A 26,807-nucleotide genomic window follows, 5' to 3' on the forward strand; every position below is an offset into this window, starting at 1 on the left:
TATGCTGTAATATTAGGCGCGGATTACGTGGAATAACGCGGACTATGCAAATTGAATTCTTGAAATCTGCGTAATCCGCGCCTAAAAAATAGTAAGGTAGTTTTGACACGTTCCTCCTTTTTACTGTTACAGCTTTATACTTTTTTTCTTTCCTGCATAGCTTATTGTCTTTCCGCCTTTCATCGGCCGGTCTCCCGTACCGGAGTTCTGACCGACCAGAACAACCTTGAACTTGCGGCTTTTCAGCATACCCGGAAAACTGCCTTCCCGCTCTTCTATTGTCAGGCGACGAGCCTTGTCGTCCCAATGGAAGCGGATGGTGGAATAAGCTCCCTTTTCGTAGTTGTAGTTGTCATTTTCGTCCTCGTAGAGGGTGAATGTGCCGTCGGCACCCGGATAGATGCGTATCTCCAGATTGTCCCAATTCTTTTCGGCGGAATACTGTACTTTGGGACCGAACGGCAGGATACTGCCGGCTTTTACATAGACGGGCAGAATCTCTTTCGATACACAGCGGTTCAAGGTCTGTCCGCCCTGCTGTTTTTCGTTACTCCAGAAGTCCCACCAGTCTGCGCCTTGAGGAAGGTAAACCGACCATTCCGTCACTTCCGGCCGGGTGACCGGTGCTACCAGTAGGGAGCGTCCGAAAAGAAATTCGCCGCCAACTTCATGTGTTTTAGAATCTGCTGCAAAATCCATTACTAAAGGACGCATGAATGTACCGTCATTGTGGGACACATCCCAGGAAGTGCTGTAAATGTAGGGCAGAAGGCGATAGCGCAGATTAATCATCTTCTCCTGGGCATCGAAACACCACTCGCCACGCTTGCCGAAGTTCCAGATTTCACGGGGCAACTCCGTACCGTGCGAACGCATCATCGGGCAGAAAGTGCCGAACTGCATCCAGCGTACATACAGTTCTTGGTATTTGGGGTTCTTGGCTCCCCCTTCTTGGTTCCAGCGTCCGGCAAAGAAGCCGCCTATGTCACTGTTCCAGTTCGGAATGCCCATTAAGGTGTAGTTCAGTGCGGCAGGAATCTGTTTCTCCAGCATGTCCCAAGTGGAGGTCACGTCACCACTCCAGGTGTTGCAGCCGTAACGTTGTTGTCCGATAAATCCGGAACGGGTTAGGATGACAACGCGTTTGTCTTTGCTCAAAGCCTTTTGATGCGAGGCTATTCCGCTGTTGTGCATCAGTGAGTAGGCGTTCTTTACACTTCGGTAAGATCCCAAGTGAGTGGGGAGGTCATAGTCCGATTCTTGTCGGTTGATATGGTCGGGCTCTGTAGAATCGAGCCACCAGCCGTCGTTGCCGATGTAACTGAAAATGCCTTTATTCAGATATTTCCAATAAATATCCCTTGCTTCGGGATTGTAGACGTCGTAGGGGCGTGCGCCACTTTGTGGAGGCCAGGTATCAAAATTGATAATCATGCCTTTGGTATCCAGCTCCTTGCGTTGCTCTGTGTGGGTGCCAAAGCCGGGCCATGCCACAATCATCAGCTTGGCATTCAGCTTGTGTATTTCGTCGGCCCACTTCTTGGGGTTGGGAAAGCGTTCAGGGTCAAAGCTGTGTGAGTTCCACGCACTGTCCGTCTTCTGATATTCGGGCCAGTAGCGCCAGTCTTGAATCATACAGTCAATGGGAATTTGTAGTTCGCGATACTTCTTCAAGACATTCAGGCTTTCTTCCTGCGTATGATAGCGCTCCTTGCTTTGGAAGAAACCGTATGCCCACAGTGGAAGCATGGGGGAGTGTCCCGTCAAGTCGCGCACCTGGGCGATGATGCCGTCGGCGTTTCCGCCATACATGAAATAATAGTCCGCACAGTGTCCCAGGCTCTGGAAAGCGAGTTCCTGCGGAGTATCCATGAATTCTGAAATGGAGTAGTTGTCCCAATATACGGCATAGCCTTTCACGGGCGACATGAAATAAGGAGAATAGGTGAACATGTTCTCGTTCTGCATGTGGTGCATGGAGTTGCGGCGGTTGAATTTGCCGTCCATCACTTGTCCTACTCCGTAGATGGGTTCGTCTTTATCCAATAGGAAAGAGCCCCTTACTTGATAGGAGGGAGTGCCGGCATCATTCTTATCGGCAAAAGAGGTGCCGTAGTCCTTGTCTTTCAGCAGCTCGTTGCCGGCGATGGTATGGAAACTGATGCCTCCGGTTGCCGGATTGACAAGAACTTTCAATATAGAAGATTTCAGCACGGTTTGTCCTGCTTCCTCCGAAAAGTCCACTTTGACCGTTTCGGGTGATTTGACCACTACCAGACTTTCTTTGTTGTAGGGTTTGCCTTCGGGAGTTTTGTAAACCCGCACAATGGAAGGCGAATAGAATTCCACACGGATGTCCATTCCTTGTGTGGTGCATTTCATTCCTTGAGGTGTGCGCTCTGTGTTCTGGGCGGCACACAAGTTTGCAAGCATGGTTGCACAAGTCAGCACGAAGCCGGCTCTTTTCATAAAATTCATTTTCATGGTTCTTTTAAAATTATGCTGCAAAAGTAGCCTTGAATCCCCTTTAGGTGGCAACAATCTTGTTGAAACGGAACAACACTCAAGTTGATTTCTGCATTTTCTCCGCATATTCCGAGGGACGGCAGCCGTACATTTCCTGGAAACATTTGCTGAGATAGCTGGAACTGCTGAAGCCGGTACGCTCTGCGATTTCCGTAATGCTGAGGCTGCCTTCCAGGATGAGTTGTGCCGCACGTTGCAAGCGGATGTTGCGGATGAAGAGGCTGGGGGACTGGTCGAGCATGGCTACCAGTTTCCGGTAAAGTCCGGTGCGTTCCATACACAAGTCGCGGCTTAGCTGCTCTACGGAGTAGCCGGGTACATGCAGGTTCTTTTCCACCAGTTCGATAGCTTTTGTCAGGAAAACAGATTCGGATGCGTCTTGCTTGTTTTCTGTTTGGTGAGGTTCGGTATGGCTATGTACACAAGTTATGTTTTTTCCTTCCGGTGATTTCTTTTGTTCCGCTTCATAACGGTTGCACTGCTCTATCAAGTTGCGGATGCGGAGCAAAAGGATTTCTTCTTTGTGTTTCCGTTCCATCTCCTTCCGGGTGCGGTGTATGTAGAGGCGGATGCTTGCCGCAATGATGGCGATTGACAAGACTATATAGATGACGTATGCAACGCCGGTTTTCCACCAGGGAGCATGGACTGTTAGGCTTATCCGGGCCGTTTGCTCTTCATTCCAATGCTTTCCATCGTTAGAGGCCATTACCTTGAAGGTGTAGCTTCCCGGTGGCAAGTTGGTATAGGGAGCTTGGAGAATGCCGTTGCTCTGCTTCATGTTGCCGGCGGTTACCCATTGTGCGTCGATACCTTCCAGCTGATAGCGGTAATGGGTGTGCTCGCGGTTGAAGTAATTCAATGCGGAGAACTCGAGAGTAAGGAAGTTCTGGCTGTGGCTCAATGATATTTCTTTCACATAAGGAGAGGCTTCGGGTAGTATAGTCCGGTTTTCATAGCTTCTGCCCGGGAGGATGCATTCTCCATGCACATGGATTGCCGTGAAAACCGGTGGATAGGGCAGACTGGAAGATGGGGGCTCCGGATTGGGGGAAAAGATGTTGCATCCGTCGGCGTCTCCGAAATAGAGCGTTCCGTCATGTGACACGAATGCCGCTTCCGAACCGTATTCCCCTTGTAGCTCTTTGGGCAGGGTGGATGCTTCTACCGGTATGAGTATCCGGTTGCCGTCTTCCTGCAGGTCGAGCTTATAGATAGCTGTCCGGTCCTTTATGAATATGTTGCCGTCCCGGTCTTCCGTAAAGTTTGCTACGGCTGTATTTCTTTCAAGTGATAGGGGGAAATCCTTCTTGTCTATGTGGATGTGCTTATATAAGGCCGGATGGTAGTACAGCAATCCTCTGTTGAATGTTCCGAGCCATAAAGCTCCTTGCCGGTCCTGGAAAATCGTACTGATTTCTGTAGCAAGGACGTTGCCCTTTCGGGTCCTCAAGGTGGGCATGTAGTGGCGTGTCCTCTTTTCGGGGTCAATAATCCAAAAGCCACGGATGCAGCTGATGTATGCTTTCTCATCTGCGGAGATCATCAGTGTATTGAGGGTATACTCTGTTTCCATCAGCTTCTCCCATGCTCGCTTATGGAGGTCGAAATGGAAAAATCCTCCTTTAGAGCCGTTGCGCAGTTGATAGAACCCGTTTTTTCCTCTGAGTATGAGGGAGGTGTTTTGGAACTTCTCTTGTTCCGTCCGGGGATATGCGGCAATGTCATACTGTTGTTTTCCGTTTTTTACATCATAGCACACGATTTCTCCCGTGTCATGGAACAGATACAGAGATTCTTCGTCTGCAGTCAGGTCTTGTATTGTTCCTCGGCCTTCAGACAGTTTCAATCGGAAGGAAAGTTCCGGCTGTAACAGCTCGCCATGGCTGATTACCCAGACGAGCCCCCGTTCGTCCGCAAACAAATCCTCTATGGGATGCTGCATACCTTTCTGTTGAAAGACGGAGTCCAGGTTGGCAATGTATCGCTCGTTATGGAGATTGATGCACATCAGCCGTTGGTAATCCTTTATCCACAAGAGGGAATCACCGCTCAGATAGACATGGTAGAAGCCCTTGTATTGTTTCAGCGGATATATATATTCGGGGGTAGGCTGCAGAGAGGTGAAGTTGGCTCCATCATACAGATTGACGTTCTGGGTGGTGGTAAATACCATTCTTCCGTCCGGAAGTTGGAGGATATAGCGTATCTGGTTATCACTCAGACCGTGCGAGGTGTCAATGGAAGTGAATAGAAAGTCATTGGCAGAGATGGGAAATGCCATGCTGAGACATAATACCAACACTACCATGAACTTTATATCTGTTGGATGGATTTTTCCCATCTTTATTTTCCCCCTTTCCAGATACTGATAATTTTTTTGCCTATTGCCAAAATATTCAGCAGTGATACAGCAAAAAATAATAGGCAACCGGTCAATATGCATGGAAGCAGTGAACCGCTCTCCAGTTGCGGGAAGAGGTTTTGGACTACTTCTATATAGTAACTGCGTACCCATGCCACGCAGCCGATGGCGAGGAGCAGTACCAGTACATTCAGCCCTACTGTCAGTATATAATAAGGCGTGGCTACCCGCGTCGGGCTATATCCTATCAGCAGCAGGTTTTCCAGTTTTACCGTATTCTTTTGGAGAAGCAGGAAGATACTCAGCATCAGGATGTAGAATGACAGAATGCTGATGAACAGTCCTACTCCCATGACAATAGCTGTAATGAGGCGCAGGAAATAAGTTGTCTTTCCGGCATCCAGATTGTTGCCTTCGGTTTCGTAATTCTTTTGCTGGAAATAGTCGGTGATGGCTGTGTCGGTAGGATTCTTCACTTCCACAATAAGTCGGGACGGTTCAGCTTCTTTTTCCGGTGCAAAATTCTTGTTGGCCCAGTCCATGAAGGATTGGGGGACGAGAATGGTATTCAGCCGGTTGGAGAATCCTACAATGTTGCCTTTATATTGTTCCACACGTCCGTTGCCCCGCATCATGATATCCATCTGTACCAGACTCATCAAACCTTCGGAGAGTTTCGGCAGACTCCGGCTTTGTGCAAAGCCAAAGTTATAGAGGTTCAGATAATTGCGCGGAACGATGATGGGAATTATCCGGGTATCTTCATCAAAATGCCATTTGTCCAGACTGACATCCACATATTCGTCGGGTACAGACTCGAAAAACATCTCTGTCGACAAGCGGATACCGGCTTCCTGCATACCGAGTCCGGCAGAGACTTTGAACAAGGAAGGAGTGAACGCGCCTACCCCTTTGGTGAAAGGTTGGGCTTTCAGGTCTTTTATCTCATCTTTGGAGAAGGTATTGCTTTTCCCGGCAAAGCTGCCCAAAGTACTGATTTTCTTGGTAGCAATGATATAATCCTTCTTCATGAAACTGTCCCCTTCCGTAAAAACGGGAAGGACATCACGATAGAATTGTACGCTCAGCAATACAATCATCATGCCGAAGAGATTGGCGAGGAAAAAGCCTGCCAACTGTCCGACACTGATGTGCTGGCGGAGAAGTTTCCAAACAAGTCGGTTCATATTAGCCACATTTATAATTGATAAATTTCATCATAATCCAATTCCAGATGTTTGCCGATGGAAGTCACTATGATTCCCGCTCCTTGGCGGCTGGCTTCTTCTGTCAGCAGCCTGCCCATGATTGTTCCGTTCTCGTCATCCAGATGGCTGATGGGTTCGTCCAGGAAGATGAAGTCGAAAGGCTGGCAGAGGCTGCGGATAAAGGCGACTCTTTGTTGCTGGCCGAAAGATAGCTTCCCGGCTTTTTCGTTTACCTTGTCGGCAATGCCGATTGCCTCGAATAGGGTAAGGACTTCTTTCCTTTTTTTGAAGTTGGTAAGCCGGTTCTTCAGTTGTATGTTCTCGATGGCGGTAAGTTCGGGAAAGATACGCAACTCCTGAAAAAGAATGCTGAGGGAGTGTTTGCGTATATCTGTCCAGTCATTGACGGAGAGTGAACGGATATTGAGCTCATCAAAGTTGATGATTCCCTGATAATCGTTGCGGTAACCGTAAACATAGCTGCAAAGCGATGATTTTCCGGTGCCCGAAGCGGCTTCTATGAGATAACGTTTCCCTTTGTGGAACGTAATGTCCCGATGCCATACGTCTGAGGTAATGGCATCACGGTCGGCAAACACTTGAGGTAGTGTTTGCCGTAGGTGAATCCTATTCATGAGTGGTATTAATCCTTAATCTCTAATCCTTAATCCTTAAATTACATTCCTGCAAACTGCTTGATAAAGTCCACAATCTGTTTCAGTGCATTAACATTCTTGTTCTTCAGCTGCAGGGTGACGGTTGCCTTGTCCTCGTTGCCGACAGCTTCCAGATACGAGATATTGCCGAGCAGCGAGTAATAGGTGCTATACTCTTGTCCGCCAAATCCAGCTAGCATTTTTACAACGGGCAGGTCAAGTACGGCTTCCGCATTGATGACAAAGGCTGTGCGCTTGCCTTTCAGACTGGAAGCGAAGTCCGTCTCTTTGGCAGACGGGTCAGCGGTCTTGCATGCATTCTTATACAGCAGTTCGTCATTGGTGGCGTACATCTGTTTGTCTCGTATGCCGAAGAATATGTTGATAGCGCGTGATTTATAGACATATTCATTCTCATTCAATTTCACGATGTCTTCGCCGCGTTTCAGTCCCAGTTCGGACTTTTTCTCATAAAGGGCTTTCAAGGGAGCGTCGTTCTTTACGCTGGCATAGGCCAGGAAAGAAGGATTGCTGTTCATGGTTACATTGATAAGGCCTATGGTCAGGTCGTTGTGGAAAGCACTGAACAAGTCTTTTACTTCAGCGGCTTTGGTAATGGAGAAATCGTTGCGGAACTGCTCATTCTCTTGCAGCACATTGTAGAACTCTTCTCCATTGATACCTATGCTGAATAGCGCCAGGGTAGATTTTGGGAAATACTTCAAGAACGTGTTTTCGATGGGACAAGTACTTTTGATTTGCTTTTCGAAAAGTGCTTTCAATTCTGTGTTCTCGGTATAGCTCTCTACTTTCAGTTCTATTTTCCCTTTTTCGAAGGAGAGACTTCCCAGCATCTTCAAGTCTTTCAGGTCGATATTGTGGGATATTCCGTAATTCAGCGGATTGGCGTATGCACTCAGCAGGCTGGAAGGAGAGATGAGCATATTGATGTCTCCATCCTGCTTTTGCATTTTCTTGAAAGCGGTGTTACTGTTGATGCTGTTTTCTCCGGTCTGTTTCAGCAAGGCGGGAATTCCTTCTTTGACTTTTTCCAGTTGCGATGTGCCGGTGTAGTTCACCACCATAAGCGTGGTAGGAGTGAAAGCGAGCAATGCCCGCTTGTTGATTTGTGCAAAACTGTAACCGTCCGCTTCTGCCACATGGCTGATTATCTGTTCTTTCTCCGTAACTTCCAGAAGCTTCAGCAAATCATCCTCACTTTGAACCTTGGCTACCATGGTGGTGTAGGGGAACGAGGGAGCATTGAAGACATAAATCGGCGCATTGACGTCCACTCCCGATTTGGCAGGGTCTTTCAGTACAGCCTCCAATTGTTGGAAAGTAGCTGTATTCATATCGCTTTTCAAGGCATCTGTCAGCTTTTGCAGTGCTTCTTTAGTCTCTTTATCTTTGGTACCGGCCTTGTCTGCCAATGATTTTAAATTGACAGCGATGACTTGCGAGGCATCGGAAGGAATAACGTTGGTGTATTCTGGCTTTTTGGACGAACAAGCGCTTATCAGCACGATGAGCATTGCCAGTACTGAGAAGTGGAAGAATAGGTTCTTTTTCATATAGTTTTTGTTTTAGTGAGTATCATTGATTCTGTAAATTGAGGATGTGGCAGGCAACCAGTGCCGCCGTCTCTGTACGCAACCTTGATTTTCCCAAGCTGATGGGGATAAAATCGTTTTCCGTCGCCTTCCGGACTTCCTCTTCGCTGAAGTCTCCTTCAGGACCGATTAGTACGAGAGCGTCCTCTCCGGGATGTACCATATCCTTCAAAAGCGGTTTTTCGCCTTCATAACAGTGGGCGATGAATTTCTGACCCGGAAAAGGCTGTGTGATGAACTTGTTGAAGTCTGTCATTTCATTCAGTTGGGGCAGGCGTGCCTTGAGCGACTGCTTGATGGCAGAAACCAGAATTTTGGAGATGCGCTCCGTCTTGATGACTTTCCGTTCCGAGAAACGGCAGTTCAGGAATGTCAGTTCATCAAACCCTATTTCCGTCGCTTTCTCGGCAAACCACTCAGTACGGTCCATGTTCTTGGTAGGTGCCATGGCAATGTGCAGATGACCTTTCCACAAGGGGGCTTGCGGAAGGGTTTCCAGAATATTCACCAGGCAGCGTTTGTTGGTAGCCGTACTGATTTCGGCGCGATAGAAGCAGCCCTTTCCGTCTGTCAGCATAACCTCGTCGCCTGCTTGCAGGCGTAAGACCCGTACGGCATGTGCTGCTTCCTCTTCGGGCAGTTCTGCGTGGGTCTGTATGTCGGGAGTATAGAATACGTGCATGTTACAAATTGTTTTTGAGTTGGTTGATTTGGTCTCTTATCTGTGCGGCTCGTTCGTAATCCTCTTCTTCGATTGCTTTCTGCAGGGCTGTTTTCAATATGCCTATTGTGTCTTCCTGCAACAGTTCGTCTTTGTCCGGCTCGCTGCCTCCCATAGGGTCGGTGGTGCTTTCGCCGGTTTTCAGACATTCTGTTTCGAGAATCTCTTCGTAGACAAAGATAGGAGCATTCATGCGCAATGCCAGGGCGACGGCATCGCTGGTACGGGCATCAATCCGGAGAATAGTCTCTTCGGCTTTCATGTAAAGGTAGGAGTAGAATACTCCGTTGTCTACTTTATAGATAAGAATACGCATCAGTTTTACACCCAGCACCTCAAGAACGGAAGCAAATAGGTTATGCGTCAGCGGACGGGGCGGTACAATACCTTTCATCTCGATGACCATAGCTTGTGCTTCGGTGGCACCTATAATAATCGGAAGCTGGCGCTCGCCGCCCGCTTCACCCAGTACCAGGGCATAGGCGCCCACTTGCGCCTGGCTGTTGGAAATGTTTAGTACTTGTAGTTCTATCTTCTTCTTATTCATACCTATTAAATCAACCTGATTCTCAATCAGTTTTTCTCTATTTTCTCCGGATTATGCTTATAGCGGAATACTATTCCAAATAACAGACCAATGACTAAGGCATATCCTGCAAAGATAAACCATACCGGTGTCCAGTCGCGGCTTACCAGTCCTCCGCCTTCGGCATATACCGAGAAGGCATCCACCACGGCTCCGCTGGCATAACCTCCGATGATGGCTCCCACACCGTTCGTCATCATGAAGAACAAGCCTTGTGCGCTGGCACGGATACTGGGATGTGCTTCCATTTCTGTAAACAGCGAGCCCGATACATTAAAAAAGTCAAATGCCATGCCGTAGACAATCATCGAGAGAATGAGCATCCAGAGTCCGCTTCCCGGGTCTCCGAGGGCAAAGAGCCCGAAACGGAATACCCATGCAAACATACTTATTAACATAACACGCTTGATTCCGAAATGTTTCAGGAAGAAGGGGATGGCAAGGATAAACAGCGTCTCACTCATTTGCGAGATGGAGAGCAGGATGACGGAGTGTTTTACACCGAACGAATCTGCATATTCGGGTATGGAAGCAAACGAACCCAGGAAAAGGTCGCCGTATGTGTTTGTTATTTGAAGGGCGGCTCCCAGCAGCATGGAGAACAAGAAGAAGATAGCCATCTTCTTGCGCTTGAACAACACCAGTGCATCCAGTCCGAAAGCAGAGAGCATCGTTTTTCCTTCGCTGCGCATGGGGGGGCAGGCTGGCAAAGTGAAAGCATAAAGTCCCAGCATGGCTGCCGATATGGCTGCCACATAGAGCTGTGCCGAACTTGCCTTGAACCCGGTGAGGTCCACAGCCCACATGGCACAGATAAAGCCTACCGTTCCCCATACACGGATGGGGGGGAAGTCTTTCACCAAATCCATTTTATATCTTTCCAGCGCATTGTAGGACACGGTGTTAGCCAGGGATAGCGTGGGCATGTAAACAAGCATGTTGAGCAGCATGGCCCAGTACATGTGAGTGTACGTAGTGGCAGTGGAAGCATAAATCAGAGCACCGGCACCGATGAGGTGAAGTATGCCGTAAAGGCGTTCGGCGTTTATCCATTTGTCAGCGATGATACCGGTCAGTCCGGGCATTATCAGTGAGGCTATACCCATGGTTGCAAAGATTGCTCCGATTTGTCCGCCTTCAAAATGTAACGTACCGCCCATGTAACCACCTAATGAAATCAGCCATGCTCCCCAAACGAAGAATTGCAGGAATTGCATGGCAGTGAGTCGGAATTTGATGCTCATAATATTAGCTTTTTATGTTTTGAATTATGTAATAGATGCAAATGTACAATGAGACTAGGAGAAAAACAAGTTCTGTACGGCTTTTTCTTCAACGAAAGAGATTAATGAGGGATGGGTTTTGGGAAGGAATGTATTATAAAAAAAGAAGGGTATCTATCCCAGACACCCAATCTTTATTAACCTTAAATCTAATACCATGAAAAACACAGTGCAAATATACACGGTTTATGTTATATAACATGCTGTTTTGGCGTATTTCTGCTTTTTATTAACTCTATTTAAGAAAAGCAGGCTAACAAAGCCTGCTTTTTCCTTTATTCTACATATAGAACCAGTCCTTTCAGGTATTCCCCTTCCGGATGATAGATGCTGACCGGGTGGTCGGCAGGTTGCGTCAGTTGGTGCAGGATGCGTACGCTGCGGCCGGACATGGCAGCGGCTGTGAACACGGCGGTGCGGAAGTTTTCTTTGCTGACGGCTTGCGAGCACGAGAAAGTGAAAAGAATACCTCCGGGCTTGATTTTTTCGAAAGCCTTGACATTGAGTTTGCGGTAGCCTTGCAGGGCATTGCGCAGAGCATCGCGGTGCTTGGCAAAAGCAGGAGGGTCAAGAACTATCAGGTCGTATTGGTCGCCCATGCGGTCAAGGTATTTGAAGGCATCTTCTGCATAGGCGGCATGGCGGGTGTCACCCGGGAAGTTCAGTTCGATGTTCTTGTTGGTCAAGTCGATGGCTTTGGCGGAGCTGTCCACGGAATGCACCAGTTTGGCGTCTCCACGCATAGCATATACGGAGAAGCCGCCGGTATAGCAGAACATATTCAGTACGCTGCGGCCTTTGGCATAACGTTCCAGTAGCGAACGGTTCTCGCGTTGGTCTACGAAGAAACCGGTCTTTTGGCCTTTCAGCCAGTCGATGTGGAACTTCAGGCCGTACTCCATGGCTACATTGTCCGTGCTACCGCCTTTCAAGAAACCATTCTCCGGATAGAGGTCGGCCTTGAAGGGAAGGGTCGTCTCCGATTTGTAATAGATATTGTCAATCTGGTTGCCCATCACTTCGGTAAGGGCATCGGCAATGGCCATGCGGTCGAGGTGCATGCCGGCAGAATGTGCCTGCATCACTGCGGTGCGGGCATAAATGTCGATAACAAGCCCCGGCAGGTTGTCTCCCTCCCCGTGCACCAGGCGATAGGTGTTGTTTGTCGGGTTTCCGGCTATGCCGATACTGCGGCGCATGTCGTATGCTATGCTGAGTTTGCGTTTCCAGAAGTCCGCATTGATTTCTTCGTCTTGGCGGAAGGTCAGTACGCGTACGGCGATACTGCCAATCTGAAAATGCCCTTTGGCTATGAATTCCTTTTTGGATGTATAGATTTCAACTACTTCCCCTTCTTCGGGCTCTCCGTCGAAATGTGCGATGGCGCCGGAAAACACCCACGGGTGAAAACGCTTTAATGACTCCTCTTTATTGGGTTTAAGGTATACTTTGTACATATATATAATGTGATTAATGTGGTAATGTGATAATGTGCATTACATTACCACATTATTATTGGCTTCTATCTCAAAATCTCCTGTCCGTTTCAGTTCTTGCAGCTTGTTGTAGATGTTGAGGCATGCCCAGGCATCGGTGGCGGCATACAGTTTCTGCGGTTCGGTCAAGGTTTCGGCTTCCCAGTTGGAAAGGCGCTGGCTTTTCGAAATCTTTTCCCCGAAGAGGATGGCATATATCTTTTGCAGGCTTTTATCCTGGATGCCGAAAGCGCGGACGTATTCCTGCAATTCAATGCACGCATGTTGTTCGAAAGGAGCACGCTTGTGCAGCATCATGAAGTCATCCCGCAAGGAAAGGCCTACTTTCGTTACACTTGGGTTTTCCAGCAATGTGATAACCGGCAGAGTCAGTCCCGTCAGGTTGAGGCGGAACAGAAAGCAATGTTCCTCTGAGGAAATCTGCAGCAGGGCCACCTTGTGTATCTGTCCTTTTGTGAACGATGGACGGGTTTCGCTGTCTATGCCCAGCAACGGGCAGGACTTCAGATAGGCGACTGCCTTCTCCGCTTCCCACGGTGTCTGTACGACATGTATCTGTCCCGGAAAGGCGGCTTTGGGCAGGTCTTTCACTGTTTCTTTATCTATTGTTCTTTTGATAACCATAATTTAATATTCAAAGTCTGCGGTTTCCTCCTCTTCATCCTCGCCTTGCGCATACTTCACCTCGTGCAGGGCACGCAGGGTGTTGACAAGCTTTTGTCCCCAATGGAGGCGGAAGTTTTCCTGGCAGATGGCAAGCGAATCGTTCATCGTCTCGTTGAAACCCAGCTGGAATACGAAGATAAAGTCCTTGATGTCCTGGTATATGTCGGCCAAGTCTTCGGAAATGTTCCTGGTGATGGGCTGGTCACTATACTTCATGTCGGATACGAATACGTCCAGGTAGTCGTCTTTCTCGGCCAGGATATTGGCGAGGTTCATGCGGAGTACCTCATAGGTCTCTTCGGTGACGAATGTTTCCGGCGCCTCGTCTCCTATGGTTTCGCACTCGGGCAGCATGGAGGCCTTCAGGTAGAGCAGCGGAAGTATTTTTAAGGAGGTATCGACGAACGCGGAACGTTTCACCCCTTCCGCTTGTTCCAGAAACTTGCAAAACTCGGCGGCTACGGTCACAAACTCTACGGCATTCCGGTCGAATATCACTTGACTTTCTTTTTTCATATCTTCTTGATTTGAAACGCAAAGATAGCGCAAACCGAAAGTAGAAGCAAATTAATTGGCAGGATTATTCTTTTTTCACTACATGATATTCTGTTCCTCTTGTCTTCCGGCGGCTGCTGATGCCCAGTTTGTGGAGTGCACGTCCGAACAGAGCCACTTTATTGATGGACAGCCGGTCTTTGGTCTTGGTTTGCAAGAAGGAGAGAATCTCCATAGGGGTCATCCAGTCTCCTTCCTCTTCATTTTCGGCGGGATGGAAGTGGCAGAGGAAGAGCTGTTCCAACGGTGTGGGCTGTTCAAACTCCCGGTTGGTCTGTTTCAAGATGGCTTCGTCGGAATCGTCCAGCCAGTAGCGTTCACCTTTGGCTATGGCATCCATGGCTTGTGCGTAGAGTTGCCGGTAGTTGATGGTGACATTGGTATGGATGGGGCCGGTGACTTCGATGCAGATGAAACGGCGGCTGCCGCTGGGGTCTGTCAGCAGGTCTTTCTGGTTGCTGGTGGCTATAAAGGAGGCGTAGCGTCTTATTTCCTGGATGGCGGTGCCGTAAGGCTTGCGCAGGTTTGCCACGGGTTTCTGCAGCAGATGCTTTAGAAAACCTTGCTGATTGACGCTGATTTGGTCGAATTCGTCGATGTTTATCAGGAAAAAGCGGCCGAGGCTCCGCTCTGCGTCCTGCTTGCTTTTGAAGTCGATACTGTCGGTATATCCGAAGCGCAGTTCGGGTGGCAGCAGGATGCGGCAGAAGGTACTTTTACGATAGCCTTGGGCTCCGACCAGTAGGGGAGACGTGTTGTTTCCATGCTGACGGTCGATGTTTTGCCAGTGCGCCGTCATGCTGAGAAACCAGCGGTAGAAGAGTTCCCGCCAGTACGGATTGTTGCAGGGGACGAGGTCGGCCAATGCGCGGATACGGTCCTTGCCGTCCCAATGTCCGATGCTGTTCAGATATTCTTCGATGGGGTTGTACAAGGGAATGGCGTCCGAGTTGAGGTAGCGTGCCACATCTCTGTCCCATACGCTGATTCCTTCTTTCAGGGCATTCTGTCCGATACTGCTTCTTACCCGCTGGTCGGCAGGGCGGAAATGGAAGTGTATGGAGTCCCGTTGGCGGAATTCCAATTCTCCCAGCACGGTGTTCCAGCGGAACTCATAGCGTCTGTTCATGAATTCTTCCAGGCGGAAGGCGGTGATTTGGTCGCGGGTCATGCTGCTACGGGTGCCGAAGCCTTTGCATTCGCGGTAGAGGTTGTGCAGGGTCATGCGCACCAGTTGTTCATCCGCTTCGCGGTAGTAGTGCATCATGACTTGACGTACTGCCTCTTCTTCGGGAATGCCGGCTTTGTAGCAATGCCTGGCAAGCAGGTAGAGCAGGGGGCGAAGGTCATCGCCCCGTTTCCAGTTTTCCAGCTCTTCGAAGGTACGGTTCAGGGCGGCTTCGAAGAGGATGGAGAAGGTTTGGGAGGCCGGATAGCCGGGGGCAATGCGCATCAGCGGGTTTGCTTCGGTCTGTTTCCGTTGGCCGAAGGTGGGCTCGTCGGGCACGGACAAAGGCTGTTCCAGACAGAAAGGGACGGCAGACGGATTGTAATAGGGACGGTCATCGAGCGTCATGCGGCAGCTTTGCTCCACGGCAGGTTCTTTCAGTGTGACGGGGTAGGGGAGCAGGGGCTGATAACAGTTTACGGCGAGCCGGTAGGCAGCGGTATGAAACAGCCTGATTTTTTCTTCCTGCCTGGGGCGCGAACCGTCGGGGGTGGCAAACAGTACCCATATTTTTACGCTTCGTCCGCTGCTTCCGCAAAAGGCGGCAAAAGTTTGTGGCAGCAGGGCCGCCTGGCGCTTTACTTGCTCCACTTCCACGGCATTGGCCAGGTGGTTGACTTCAATCTGTACCAGTCCGTTGTAGGTTTTCAGGTATCTTTCCCCCTCTTTGCTGCGGGCATATTCTGCGGCAGGGCAGATGCGTGGCAGTTTGTCTATGCAGGGGTAGTGTCCGTTGCTTCCGGTGATGTGGGGAATGAGGCTGCGCAAGGCGGATATGTGTCCGGCTTTGTTCTCGGTTTTCATCTTCTCCATCAAGGTGTCGCTGGGCCATGTGCTGAATGTCTCTTTGCCGGTTTCACGAGCGGTGCGTATAAGGGTAAGTTTCATGGGGTGCTTGCTGTATTAAAGTCCGCAAAGCTACTGAAAAATGACGGGACAGCCGAGGAAAAGTGGAATTATGATGAAACTTCTCATATTTATTCCGGCTGTACGTCGTAATCCGACTGGTTTTTCACGCCGACAATGTCTTGCTTCCTCACCTCGGTTGTTAATATGTGCTGCAACTGCTGTGAGGTCAGCGTCTCGGTGGGAGAGAACTCAGCCGACTTCATATAGCTTAAAATGGCATTGCGCAGCTGACCTCCTTCCGGAGTGTGGCGAATTGCTTCGAGGTTGCTCATACAAACCAATACCTTACCGTTGTCTACGGCAAATTCGAACAGCAAGCCTAACTTGTGGTTCCGTTCCACATTGTCTACTACTTGGATAAGCGGCTTGTATTCGTGGCGTGTAGCGTTCAGAATAAAGGGGCGGGCATGGCGTACGATGCTCCACCATTGCCAGTTGCTATGGCACTCGGTGGGGAACTGCCGGAACAAGGGATGTTTCTCGTCCATCAGCAAGGAGAGGGTGCCCGGCGAAACTTCGCGGCCGGCGTTTTCCGAAATGCTTTTGAACATGGCATAGTTCCAGTAGTCAGGAGTAAAAAGTCCACCTACACTCTGTTCTTCAATGGCTTTGTGGTCGGGTATAAGCAGTATCTTCCCTCCTTGGCTCAGTCTCTTTCGCGCCTCGTCATCCAAGGACTGACAGATGAAGATGTCCGCTTCGCTTTCCGGTGTCCGGTCGGGGTATACCCATAAGTTATAATAGTTATGATAATTCCCGGTGGTCAGTGTCAGTCGCAATTGGGCAGGCTTGTCTATTTCGGTAAGGGTGCTTTTCAACTCGCCCACCTGCATTACTTTTCCTTGCTCTACATGGGCGGGGACTTTTCCTTCGCGAACAAAAGTTACGCTGTCACTCAGGCTTTCCAGACGCCAGCATAATGCATCAGACCATGGTTGCTCTTCGTAATTTGTCAGGGCGAGTCCTATGTTCAGCTCTTCTTTGTTGCTGTAACAGTAGGTGTCCATAAGCGCCAGCGGTACCACCGGAGCACAAAAGCCGCGGAATGTTTCGGGAGTGACAATGCCTTTGCTGTCCATGAAAGCATCCAGAATGCCTACCAGTGCCGAGCCTTGTCCGGGAAAGTCTTGAAGGTCGAGCATCTGGAATCCACCTAAACCGGCAGTGCGCAGGCCGTATTCAATATCAGCCTTGTAGCATTCGACGGCAAACCGGCCGGTGGCCTGATGGAATGCGTCAATCTGGTTCTGCAGTCCATTTTCATTGAGCCGGTCACGGAATATCTCCAAGTTATATGGATGCAATACGCCGGTGTATTTCTCCAACTCCTTGTAGTCGGGATAAATTTGGAACTGTCCGGTTTCGTGACTGATGACCGGTCGGGGAGATTTCGCTATGGCAGCAGTATAATCCGCACGGGTATTGGGACGGGTGTTGTTCAAGATACCTCCCTTTTCGGCATCGACAAAGGCAAACGAACTGCGTACGTGCGTTGTATAGCCTTCGCCTCCTCCTACCCGGCAGGTTGTCAGATAATCTTCACCGTCTATGGCACCTCCCCAACCCAGGAAGTTGTTGGAACCGAGCGAATAGAGATGGCGGTTGTCATGTTTTCTGAATCCGTCCAGCCAATTGCGCATCAGGTCAACGTCGCCACCCAACTCGTTGCCCAGTCCCAACATGGTGAATGAGGGGTGATTGCCCATGTAGTCGAGGGTCATATAGGCTTCGTTCAGCAAGAAGTCATTCAGGCGATGGTTGTCCGGTGAAATGCTTCCCCATAAAGGCAACTCGGCCTGGAAATAGATACCCTCGATGTCGGCAGCGGCAAAAGCGGCGCGGGGCGGGGTGTAGGAATGGCAACGGTAGTAGTTGATGCCATAACTCTTGGCTGTCTGAAAAACTTTTCGCCAGGACTTTACATCCATCGGCGCATATCCGGTAAGTGGGAATACGCAAGCGTCGTGTTTGCCGCGCAAGAAGGTCTTGAAGCCGTTTATGGTGAACTGAGTACCTTCGGTGGCAAAGTCGCGCATACCGAAATCTGTTATTATATTGTCTTTACCCTCGTTTGTGGCAAGGGTCACGTTCAGTGCATAAAGTGTGGGGTGGAATTCGCTCCATGTCTGCATCCGGTTGCCCATGTCGAGCGTCAGTTCTATCTTATTTTCACCTTTGCTTAAGCCGACTTGTTTTTCCATGTCCAGTAACAGGTGTTCTTGTTGGGTGTTCCACGTCTTGGCAGAAAGGGTCACTACGCCCGATTGCTCCGAATCGCTGTATATGTTTACATGGATGCGGGCCTTTTTCTCCTTTACAGACGGGTAGACTTGTACCTGCTCGAGATAGGTGTGTGGGGTCGCTTCGATGTAGAAATCGCCCAGAATGCCGTTCCAGTTGGTTTGTGTGCCGTCGGTCCAGGCATGCGAGCTTTGGATTTCGGCTGGTACGGAGCTGGGGGAATTGTCAATGCGTATCTTTATATGGTGGCTGCCGGGTGCCAAGGCCGGCAGGCTATAGCAGTGAGGTGCATAGATATGTCCCAACGTGCCGACGCTGTCCCCGTCTATCCAGAGAGTACTGGGCTTTGTACGTTCCATGAAGAGTATCAGGCGTTTCCCTTCCATCTGTACGGGAATTTCAACATCTTTTTCATATTCTACGATGCCGGAGTAGGGATAAGTCCGTGTCAACTGGGAGGTTACATTGGTGGGATGCCTGCCGTCTCCCAACTTGTTTTCATCCGTCGTACCGGGCAATGTGCAGTTCCCTAATGAACTGTTCCAATTTCCTGATAAATCGATTCGTTCTCTTATTGTCTGGAATTCTTTTTTGTCTGTACATGATGCCAGACATGCCAATAAGCATAATACAATGAAATTTCTCATAAACTACCTGTTTTTCATGGCCGGTGATTGATTGACCGGTTGCAAATATAGGGCATTGCTCCCGTCTCTCTGTATACAAAATGTTTCCAATTATGTGACGGGATGTTTTTTATTGCTATCTTCATGCTTGATATTAGTGTTGTTGAGTGTTCGTCATTATAACCAATCTTTTCACCATACGTCGTTACTCTATTGATTTTTCCGTGTGCTGCAACCGGTAAAAGTTTTTCTGTCTTTCAATCTTGTTCTGCAGTTCCTCTTCGGTGGGCATATAAAGCATGCATTTGGATACTGTTACTAAATTGGAAAAACGGCAATTTGTGTAGGCGTAAATCTTGGAAAAGTGGCATAAATCCTTTATATTTGCAATGGAAAAGAGGCATAGTGTGATTATTGCATTTAATAATCGAATAAACAAGAATAGGTTATGATAAAAAGAAAGATAGATGATTACATTCGCAATTACTACGAAACTAACCGTAACGCCCTGCTTATTACCGGAGCACGACAAATAGGTAAGACATATTCCATTCGTCAGTTCGGTAAGACGTTTAAAAGTTTCATTGAAGTCAATTTCGTCGAGATGCCCGAAGCGGTGGATTTGTTCAAGGGAGCAAAGAGCAGCGGTGATATTCTGCTCCGTCTATCGGCAATCACCTCCGTGCCGCTCATCAAGGGTGAAACGCTCGTCTTTTTCGACGAAGTACAGCAATGTCCCGATATTGTTACGGCAATTAAGTTTCTGGTGGATGACGGTTCGTATCGTTACATCTTGAGCGGTTCGTTGCTGGGCGTAGAATTGAAAGACCTGCGCTCGGAACCGGTTGGCTACATGGGTGTAAAGGATATGTTCCCACTCGATTTCGAGGAGTTTATTTCGTGTGTGGGTATAAATGACGCCGTTATCGGGGCATTGCATGAGGCATGGCGGAATCGCACTGCCGTCGATGAGTTTGTCCACGGCAAAATTATGGAGCTGTTCCGGCTCTATCTTGTTGTGGGCGGTATGCCTGCGGTCGTGAGCAAATATCTCGAGAGTAACAACCTGCAAGAGGTGATGACTGTGCAGCAGGATATCATTCGTCTGTACAAACGTGACATCGCCCAGTATGATCCTAATAACAAACTCTACATCGAGGAGATTTTTAATCTTATTCCCCCTGAGCTAAACGCTAAAAACAAACGCTTCATACTGAAACGATTGAATGAGCACGCAAAGTTCGACCGGGTCGAGAACAGTTTTTTATGGCTGACGAACGCGGGCGTGGCGCTACCCGTCTATAATGTGGAGGAGCCGAAAATGCCGCTCCTGCTTGCACGTTCACGCAATCTGTTCAAACTCTTCCAAAGTGATATCGGACTGCTGGCCAGCCAATATGCCGAGGGCATTCAGATGCGGATTATAAAAGGTGATAAGGACATCAATTTCGGTTCAATTTACGAGAATGCCGTAGCGCAGGAGTTGGTGGCTCACGGCATTGTTCCCTACTATTACAACAACAAGAAGCGCGGTGAATTGGATTTTGTTATTGAGCTTGAGGGTAAGGTACTGCCTATTGAGGTAAAATCAGGTAAAGATTACGAGACACACCGCGCTTTGTCCAACATCATGGATTGCGAGGAATACGACTTCTCCGAAGCAGTTGTGTTCAACAACGGTAATCTACGCGTCGCAGGTAAGATTATCTATGCCCCGATCTATATGGCGATGTTCTTCGAGAAAAGCAATGTTGCTCCGACTTTTTATAAAGTGGATTTATCGGGACTGTAAAGTGTTCTATTCGGAAAATAATGCTTGCTATTGAAAAAGATTAGCATTCCTTTGCCAAGCCCCCTGCTTTTCATTATCTTTGCCTCTGTAGTTTGTAGTTGCGCACAGTCGTGGAATGTCTTTCTCATAGTTGTGAAGAAGGTGTATCACAAATATGAAGAAGGTAAACCACAGCTGTGCGCATCTTTTTTTGATAAGCTTTCAGCAGAAGGAAGAACGCTTCTTTGCGTAAGGAAGACCCATGCTCTGCCTAATGAAAGCCGGTACTTTGCATGAGCGAAACCTGCAGACAGCAACAGAAATGAATCTAAAAATGGAGGAAAGAATATGGCAATTTTATTTGATTGGTACGAAAACCCGAAAACGAAGGATAAACAAGGGGAAGAACTGACCCTGCATCCCCGGATTAAACTGAACGGCTCCACGACGACCGATGAGCTGCGCAGGCATATACAAGAATACTGCTCGCTGACCGAGACGGATGTACTGGCGGTACTCGATGCTTTGTCGCATTTTGTGGGACGCGAGCTGGGGGAGGGCAGGCAGGTACATTTGGACGGCATCGGTTACTTTGTTCCCACGCTGACCTGCACGGAACCGGTGACACTGGAGACAAAGCGGAAAAGTACTAAGGTGAAGTTGAAAAACATCACTTTCAGACCGGACAAGGCGCTGCGCAGTGAGATAGGAGTATTGAAGGTAAAGCCGCTGAAATTGCGGAATCTCACGAAAAAGAGGCTGACGGATGATGAGGTGAAGCAAAAAGTGGTGAACTATCTACGTAAGAATGAGTTCATCACCCGCAGTGTTGTACAGTCGATTTGCGGCATGACCCGCACGACTGCGACGCGGCAGATTCGTCGTCTTTGTGAGGAGAATGTGTTGGTGAACAAAGGGTTGCAGAAACAGCCGATTTATTTTTTGAAGGAAAAAGAGTAGGTTGATGCGTATAGGGCTTGCATGGATTGCGTCATGTAGGCAAAATCTGCCTGCATGCTTGCATGAGGTCTGCTTGCATGGCGCAATTTGTTGTAAATTAGTGCGATATGTCATTTCATGCAAGCATGTAAGTAAAACATGCGATAAAACTACAGTTGTAGATTAGGAATACCTATAATCGGCAGACGAGAAATTAAAGAATGAAAACAACGCGGCAGAAGGATAGTTTTTATTATTTTTGCAATCAATTCTCAATAGTTATTTAAAAAATATGGCAAAGAAAAATTCAACAGCTAAAGATACGGAGCTGTCACTCTCGTTTTTGGGGAAAGTGGCAGCGTTATTTAGAAGTGAAACGGTTCATTTCGTTATCGGCTTGGTGCTGGTAATCTTTTCGGTTTATTTGTTGCTTGCTTTCACATCATTCTTTTTCACGGGAGCGGCAGACCAGAGCATCATTGACGGAGGCAGTGCGCAGGAGCTGATTTCCACCAACAATGGGGTGAAGAACTACGCCGGTAGCCGCGGTGCGCAGTTGGCCAGCTATCTGATAAATGATTGCTTCGGCGTATCGTCTTTCCTGATTCTCGTGTTCCTGGCTGTGGCGGGACTGAAGCTGATGCGGGTGCGTGTGGTGCGCTTGTGGAAGTGGTTCATCGGCTGTTCGTTGATGCTGGTGTGGTTCTCGGTATTTTTCGGTTTTGTGTTTGTAGACCAGTACAAGGACTCTTTCCTCTATCTGGGCGGTATGCACGGATACAATGTCAGTAACTGGCTTGTGTCTCAAGTCGGTGTGCCGGGAGTCTGGCTGCTATTGTTGGTAACTGCCATTTGCTTCCTCATCTATCTGAGTGCACGGACTGTCATCTGGTTGCGCAGATTGTTCAGTCTCAGCTTCTTGAAGCGTAAGGAGAAGGTGGAAAGCGTGCAGGGTGAAACGCCGGAAGAGTTCAAGACCTCTTGGGGTGCAAAGGAAAAGGCGGCTGCTCCGACACCGGAAGCTGCGGAGCCGGAAAAGGTTCTTGAAAAGGAGGAGGAGATTGCTATAGAGGAAGAAGAGGACGAACCGCTGAATGAAATCACCCTTGACTTGGGTGGAAGTGATGGAAAGATAAAGCCTGCCAAGTCTGCGGATGAGGACGTTACCATGACTTTTGAGACTCCTGCACCGGAGCCGGTGCCCCCTTTTCGGGAACAGCCGGTAGAGAAGGAGCCGGCATTCCAGGTTGAAAAGGCCGAAGAGGAGGAGTATGTGGGAACGGAGAAGGAGCCGTACAATCCCCGTCTGGATTTGGAAAACTATCATTACCCCACAATAGACCTGATGAAGCATTACGATGACAATGGTCCGACCATTGACATGGTAGAGCAGAACGCGAACAAGGATAAGATTATCAATACTCTGCGTAGTTTCGGTATAGAAATCAGTACCATTAAGGCGACGGTAGGTCCTACGGTGACGCTGTATGAAATCACTCCCGAGCAGGGCGTCCGCATTTCGAAGATACGCGGTCTGGAAGATGATATTGCCCTCAGCCTTTCGGCGCTCGGCATCCGTATCATCGCTCCCATTCCGGGAAAGGGTACGATTGGTATCGAAGTGCCCAATTCCAATCCGAAGATTGTATCCGGTCAGAGCATTATCGGCAGCAAGAAGTTCCAGGAGTCTACTTACGACTTGCCCATCGCACTGGGTAAGACGATTACGAATGAAGTATTTATGGTGGATTTGTGCAAGATGCCGCACGTGCTCGTTGCCGGTGCTACCGGTCAGGGTAAGTCCGTGGGGTTGAATGCCATCATCACCTCCTTATTATATAAGAAGCATCCGGCGGAGCTGAAGTTTGTGCTGGTAGATCCCAAGAAGGTGGAATTCAGCATCTACTCCGTGATTGAGCATCACTTCCTCGCAAAATTGCCCGACGGGGAAGATGCCATCATTACAGACGTCACGAAGGTGGTGCAGACCTTGAACTCTATCTGTGTGGAGATGGATACCCGCTATGACTTGCTGAAAGCTGCCCATGTGCGCAACATCAAGGAGTACAACGAGAAGTTCATCAACCGTCGTCTGAATCCGGAGAAGGGGCATAAGTTCATGCCTTACATCGTAGTCGTTATCGACGAGTTCGGTGACTTGATTATGACAGCTGGCAAGGATGTGGAACTGCCCATTGCCCGCATCGCCCAGTTGGCGCGTGCCGTAGGTATACATATGATTATCGCTACACAGCGACCGACAACAAACATCATTACGGGTACGATTAAGGCTAACTTCCCGGCGCGTATCGCTTTCCGTGTATCGGCAATGGTCGATTCGCGTACCATCCTCGACCGTCCGGGAGCCAACCAGCTGATAGGTCGCGGTGATATGCTATTCCTGCAGGGAGCAGACCCGGTGCGTGTGCAGTGTGCCTTTATCGATACCCCCGAAGTGGCGGAGATTACGAAGTTCATCGCCCGCCAGCAGGGCTACCCCACCGCTTTTTATCTGCCCGAATATGTGGATGAAAATGCAGGAGGTGATTTGGGGGATGTGGATATGGGGCGTCTTGATCCTTTGTTCGAGGATGCAGCCCGTCTCGTCGTTATTCACCAGCAGGGTTCTACGTCGCTCATTCAGCGTAAGTTTGCCATCGGTTATAATCGTGCCGGCCGCATCATGGACCAGTTGGAGAAAGCGGGGATTGTGGGACCGGCGCAAGGCAGCAAGGCGCGTGAGGTGTTCTGTATAGATGAGAACGACCTGGAAATGCGGTTAAACAATTTGCAATAAGGAATGGTTATTTATAGAATGATGAAATTTGATAAGCTTTTACTTGGTGTGCTATTGCTGTTGTTTGCTGTGCCGATGTCGGCACAACAACCGGATGCCAAGAATATATTGGAGCGTACAGCCGAAGCCTTTCGGAAAGCGGGAGGGGTGAAGCTGGCGTTTACCGTGAACGAACAACAGGGCTCTTATGCGGGAGTTCTCTATCTGGAAGGTGAGAAGTTTGTGGTTGAGACTGAGGGAATGAAGACTTGGTTTGACGGACATACACAGTGGAGCTATGTGGCTTCGACAGATGAGGTGAATGTATCGGAACCTACGCAGGAGGAATTGCAGACTCTTAATCCGTATGCCTGGTTGTCCCTCTACAAGCAGGGATACAGATTGAAGTTGGGCAGTGTCGGTGGTAAGCGGGACAAATCTGTTTATTATGTCATCATGACTGCTGCCGACAAGAGGAAAGACCCTGAAAGTGTCTATCTGTTTGTGACAAAGGATACGTATCGTCTGCATCAAGTGCACTTGGCGCCACGGGGAAGTAAGTATATGACTACTATCCTTATTGATAGCTACCAGACCGGACAATCCTATCCGGATAGTTTCTTTGTCTTTGACAAAAAAGCCTATCCCACAGCTGAAGTCATCGACATGCGCTAAATAGTAAATTGTAAATAGTCAAATAGTAAATAATATAATGATGGAAACAGAAAAAGTAAAATGTCTGATTATCGGTTCGGGTCCTGCCGGCTATACTGCCGCTATTTATGCAGGCCGTGCCAATCTTTCACCGGTGCTTTATGCAGGATTGCAGCCCGGTGGCCAGTTAACGACCACCACTGATGTGGAGAACTTTCCCGGTTATCCCCAAGGTATCGCTGGTCCGGAATTAATGGAAGACTTGCGGAAGCAAGCCGAACGTTTTGGTGCAGATTTGCGTTATGGAGTCGCTACTGCTGCCAATCTTGCTGAAGCACCTTACAAGATTACAATTGATGACGAAAAGGTGATTGAGGCTGAAACGCTGATTATTGCTACGGGTGCCGCAGCGAAGTATCTGGGACTGGAGGATGAAAAGAAATATGCGGGGATGGGTGTCAGCGCATGTGCCACTTGTGATGGTTTCTTCTACCGCAAGAAAACGGTAGCTGTTGTAGGGGGTGGAGATACTGCCTGCGAGGAAGCCGTTTACCTTGCCGGACTGGCTGCCAAGGTTTATCTGATTGTCCGCAAACCTTATCTTCGCGCTTCCAAGATTATGCAGGAGCGTGTGATGAAGCATGACAAGATTGAAGTACTGTTCGAACATAATGCCGTAGGCTTGTTTGGAGAGAACGGTGTGGAAGGTGTACATTTGGTACAGCGTATGGGTGAACCTGATGAGAAGCGCTATGATGTAGCTATTGACGGTTTCTTCCTGGCTATCGGCCATAAACCCAACTCAGATATTTTCAAACCTTATGTAGATACGGACGAAGTAGGTTATATCGTCACCGAGCCGGGAACACCGCGTACGAAAGTGCCGGGCGTATTCGCCGCCGGAGACGTTGCTGATCCTCACTATCGTCAAGCCATCACCGCTGCCGGAACTGGTTGCCAGGCAGCCATTGAAGCGGAAAGATATTTGTCTGCGAAAGGACTGATTTAGTGATTAGTGATTAGGGGTTAGGATGGTAACAATGTGTTTTTATTATGCTAACCCCTAATCGCTTATCCCTTGTCACTTATTCCTTATCCTATCTTGCTGATTTTCTTCAGCTTTTCTTCGTCTATGATTTTGATTTTACGTCCGTCGATGGTGATTAACCGTTCTGTGGCAAACTGTGACAACGTACGTATGGCGTTGGAAGTGGTCATGTTTGACAAATTGGCCAGATCTTCACGCGAGAGATAGATACTCAAGGTGGAGCCGTCTTCCTCCAAACCATAACTTTCTTTGAGGAACAGCAGGGATTCTGCGAGTCTTCCGCGGATATGTTTCTGCGTCAGGTTTACGGTACGTTCATCGGCAATGCCCAAGTCAACGGACAATTGCTTGATGAAGAACATGGCAAGGTCGTTGTTTTGTGTGAGCAGAGTCATCAAGGCAGTCATGGGGATTTGGCAAACAAGAGACGGCTCGAATGCAGATGCTGCCGTGACATAGTCTGTTTTTGCAAAGTAAGGGCGGTAACCGAAATATTCGACAGGTTTAATCATACGGATAATCTGGCTTCTACCACCGACTCCGTCTTTATAGATTTTGACCTTTCCACTCAGCAGACACATCAAATGCGTAGGTGTCTCGCCTTCGCAATGGATGACTTCGTTTTTTTTGTAGTTCTGGAGTGTGAAGTGGTTGGCGAGGAATTCCCGTTGTTCGTCATTCAAGGGAGACCATATATCTGCAATCAACTCCGGAACATTAATATCAGACAAGTTTACTTTTACCATAACTGCTGCAAAACTGTGTTATACAGCACAAATGTAAAAAGAAAAAATTAAATATTGCACAAATATGACAAAAAGATGTCGTAGGGGGGGAGATAAAGGAAAATCTATATATTTACGATTAGACGATTTACGATTGAAGTTTGTATTGTTAAACAACTGCTCATTAGCAGGTGGGTTTATGATTGTATGAGTAA

Annotated in this window: 19 protein-coding genes; 5 read left to right on the plus strand and 14 right to left on the minus strand. The window is 48.6% G+C overall.

Features of this window, described 5'->3' with window-relative positions; all coding sequences use genetic code 11:
* Positions 1 to 126: 126 nt before the first annotated feature.
* The 13 genes from DW947_RS05890 to DW947_RS05950 all read right to left on the minus strand — a co-directional run bounded on the left by DW947_RS05890 (position 127) and on the right by DW947_RS05950 (position 18,700).
* Positions 127 to 2,478 (minus strand): TIM-barrel domain-containing protein, encoded by a 2,352-nt coding sequence (locus DW947_RS05890; RefSeq protein WP_171030139.1) that lies wholly within the window; start codon positions 2,476 to 2,478, stop codon positions 127 to 129.
* A gap of 85 nt (positions 2,479 to 2,563) precedes the next feature.
* A complete protein-coding gene (locus tag DW947_RS05895; RefSeq protein ID WP_005826931.1) occupies positions 2,564 to 4,870 on the minus strand; it encodes a helix-turn-helix domain-containing protein in 2,307 nt (768 codons plus the stop codon).
* A gap of 2 nt (positions 4,871 to 4,872) precedes the next feature.
* Positions 4,873 to 6,078 (minus strand): hypothetical protein, encoded by a 1,206-nt coding sequence (locus DW947_RS05900; RefSeq protein WP_061411322.1) that lies wholly within the window; start codon positions 6,076 to 6,078, stop codon positions 4,873 to 4,875.
* An 11-nt stretch (positions 6,079 to 6,089) separates the two neighbouring features.
* Positions 6,090 to 6,734, minus strand: coding sequence for an ATP-binding cassette domain-containing protein (locus DW947_RS05905; protein ID WP_117962709.1), 645 nt, complete (start codon positions 6,732 to 6,734; stop codon positions 6,090 to 6,092).
* Between the two features lie 41 nt (positions 6,735 to 6,775).
* The gene (locus DW947_RS05910; RefSeq protein ID WP_098031960.1) at positions 6,776 to 8,329 is read right to left on the minus strand and encodes a DUF4836 family protein; all 1,554 of its coding nucleotides are present in this window, start codon (positions 8,327 to 8,329) and stop codon (positions 6,776 to 6,778) included.
* A gap of 22 nt (positions 8,330 to 8,351) precedes the next feature.
* Positions 8,352 to 9,050, minus strand: a complete 699-nt coding sequence (locus tag DW947_RS05915) for a 16S rRNA (uracil(1498)-N(3))-methyltransferase (RefSeq protein ID WP_009038062.1) — start codon at positions 9,048 to 9,050, stop codon at positions 8,352 to 8,354.
* Between the two features lies 1 nt (position 9,051).
* Positions 9,052 to 9,636 carry a bifunctional nuclease family protein gene (locus tag DW947_RS05920; protein WP_098031961.1) on the minus strand — a complete coding sequence of 195 codons (585 nt, stop codon included), beginning with the start codon at positions 9,634 to 9,636 and terminating at the stop codon, positions 9,052 to 9,054.
* 26 nt (positions 9,637 to 9,662) lie between these two features.
* Positions 9,663 to 10,919 (minus strand): nucleoside permease, encoded by a 1,257-nt coding sequence (locus tag DW947_RS05925; protein ID WP_117962711.1) that lies wholly within the window; start codon positions 10,917 to 10,919, stop codon positions 9,663 to 9,665.
* 314 nt (positions 10,920 to 11,233) lie between these two features.
* Positions 11,234 to 12,415: a class I SAM-dependent rRNA methyltransferase gene (locus DW947_RS05930; protein ID WP_057097518.1), complete on the minus strand. Its 1,182-nt coding sequence runs from the start codon at positions 12,413 to 12,415 to the stop codon at positions 11,234 to 11,236.
* 39 nt (positions 12,416 to 12,454) lie between these two features.
* A complete protein-coding gene (locus DW947_RS05935) occupies positions 12,455 to 13,078 on the minus strand; it encodes a 3'-5' exonuclease (RefSeq protein WP_005826911.1) in 624 nt (207 codons plus the stop codon).
* 3 nt (positions 13,079 to 13,081) lie between these two features.
* The gene (locus DW947_RS05940) at positions 13,082 to 13,636 is read right to left on the minus strand and encodes a DUF5063 domain-containing protein (protein WP_008665189.1); all 555 of its coding nucleotides are present in this window, start codon (positions 13,634 to 13,636) and stop codon (positions 13,082 to 13,084) included.
* A 64-nt stretch (positions 13,637 to 13,700) separates the two neighbouring features.
* Positions 13,701 to 15,791: a BT4734/BF3469 family protein gene (locus tag DW947_RS05945; RefSeq protein WP_117962713.1), complete on the minus strand. Its 2,091-nt coding sequence runs from the start codon at positions 15,789 to 15,791 to the stop codon at positions 13,701 to 13,703.
* An 89-nt stretch (positions 15,792 to 15,880) separates the two neighbouring features.
* Positions 15,881 to 18,700 carry a glycoside hydrolase gene (locus tag DW947_RS05950; protein ID WP_008665193.1) on the minus strand — a complete coding sequence of 940 codons (2,820 nt, stop codon included), beginning with the start codon at positions 18,698 to 18,700 and terminating at the stop codon, positions 15,881 to 15,883.
* A gap of 427 nt (positions 18,701 to 19,127) precedes the next feature.
* Between DW947_RS05950 and DW947_RS05955 the strand changes: the two genes are divergently transcribed.
* The 5 genes from DW947_RS05955 (at position 19,128) to trxB (ending at position 25,828) form a co-directional block, all read left to right on the plus strand.
* Positions 19,128 to 20,471, plus strand: coding sequence for an ATP-binding protein (locus DW947_RS05955; protein ID WP_005832925.1), 1,344 nt, complete (start codon positions 19,128 to 19,130; stop codon positions 20,469 to 20,471).
* Positions 20,472 to 20,798: 327 nt separating this feature from the next.
* Positions 20,799 to 21,410, plus strand: coding sequence for a winged helix-turn-helix transcriptional regulator (locus DW947_RS05965; RefSeq protein WP_005832923.1), 612 nt, complete (start codon positions 20,799 to 20,801; stop codon positions 21,408 to 21,410).
* A gap of 271 nt (positions 21,411 to 21,681) precedes the next feature.
* Positions 21,682 to 24,186: an FtsK/SpoIIIE family DNA translocase gene (locus DW947_RS05970; RefSeq protein WP_117962715.1), complete on the plus strand. Its 2,505-nt coding sequence runs from the start codon at positions 21,682 to 21,684 to the stop codon at positions 24,184 to 24,186.
* A 3-nt stretch (positions 24,187 to 24,189) separates the two neighbouring features.
* Positions 24,190 to 24,840: a LolA-like putative outer membrane lipoprotein chaperone gene (locus DW947_RS05975; protein WP_117962717.1), complete on the plus strand. Its 651-nt coding sequence runs from the start codon at positions 24,190 to 24,192 to the stop codon at positions 24,838 to 24,840.
* Between the two features lie 37 nt (positions 24,841 to 24,877).
* A complete protein-coding gene (gene trxB / locus DW947_RS05980; protein ID WP_005832012.1) occupies positions 24,878 to 25,828 on the plus strand; it encodes a thioredoxin-disulfide reductase in 951 nt (316 codons plus the stop codon).
* Between the two features lie 83 nt (positions 25,829 to 25,911).
* Here the strand turns inward: trxB and DW947_RS05985 are convergent, their stop codons facing one another.
* Positions 25,912 to 26,613: a Crp/Fnr family transcriptional regulator gene (locus DW947_RS05985; protein ID WP_005832010.1), complete on the minus strand. Its 702-nt coding sequence runs from the start codon at positions 26,611 to 26,613 to the stop codon at positions 25,912 to 25,914.
* Between the last annotated feature and the right edge of the window lie 194 nt (positions 26,614 to 26,807).

The organism is Bacteroides sp. AM44-19, from assembly GCF_003603395.1.
In the GTDB taxonomy this organism is placed as follows: domain Bacteria; phylum Bacteroidota; class Bacteroidia; order Bacteroidales; family Bacteroidaceae; genus Bacteroides; species Bacteroides uniformis.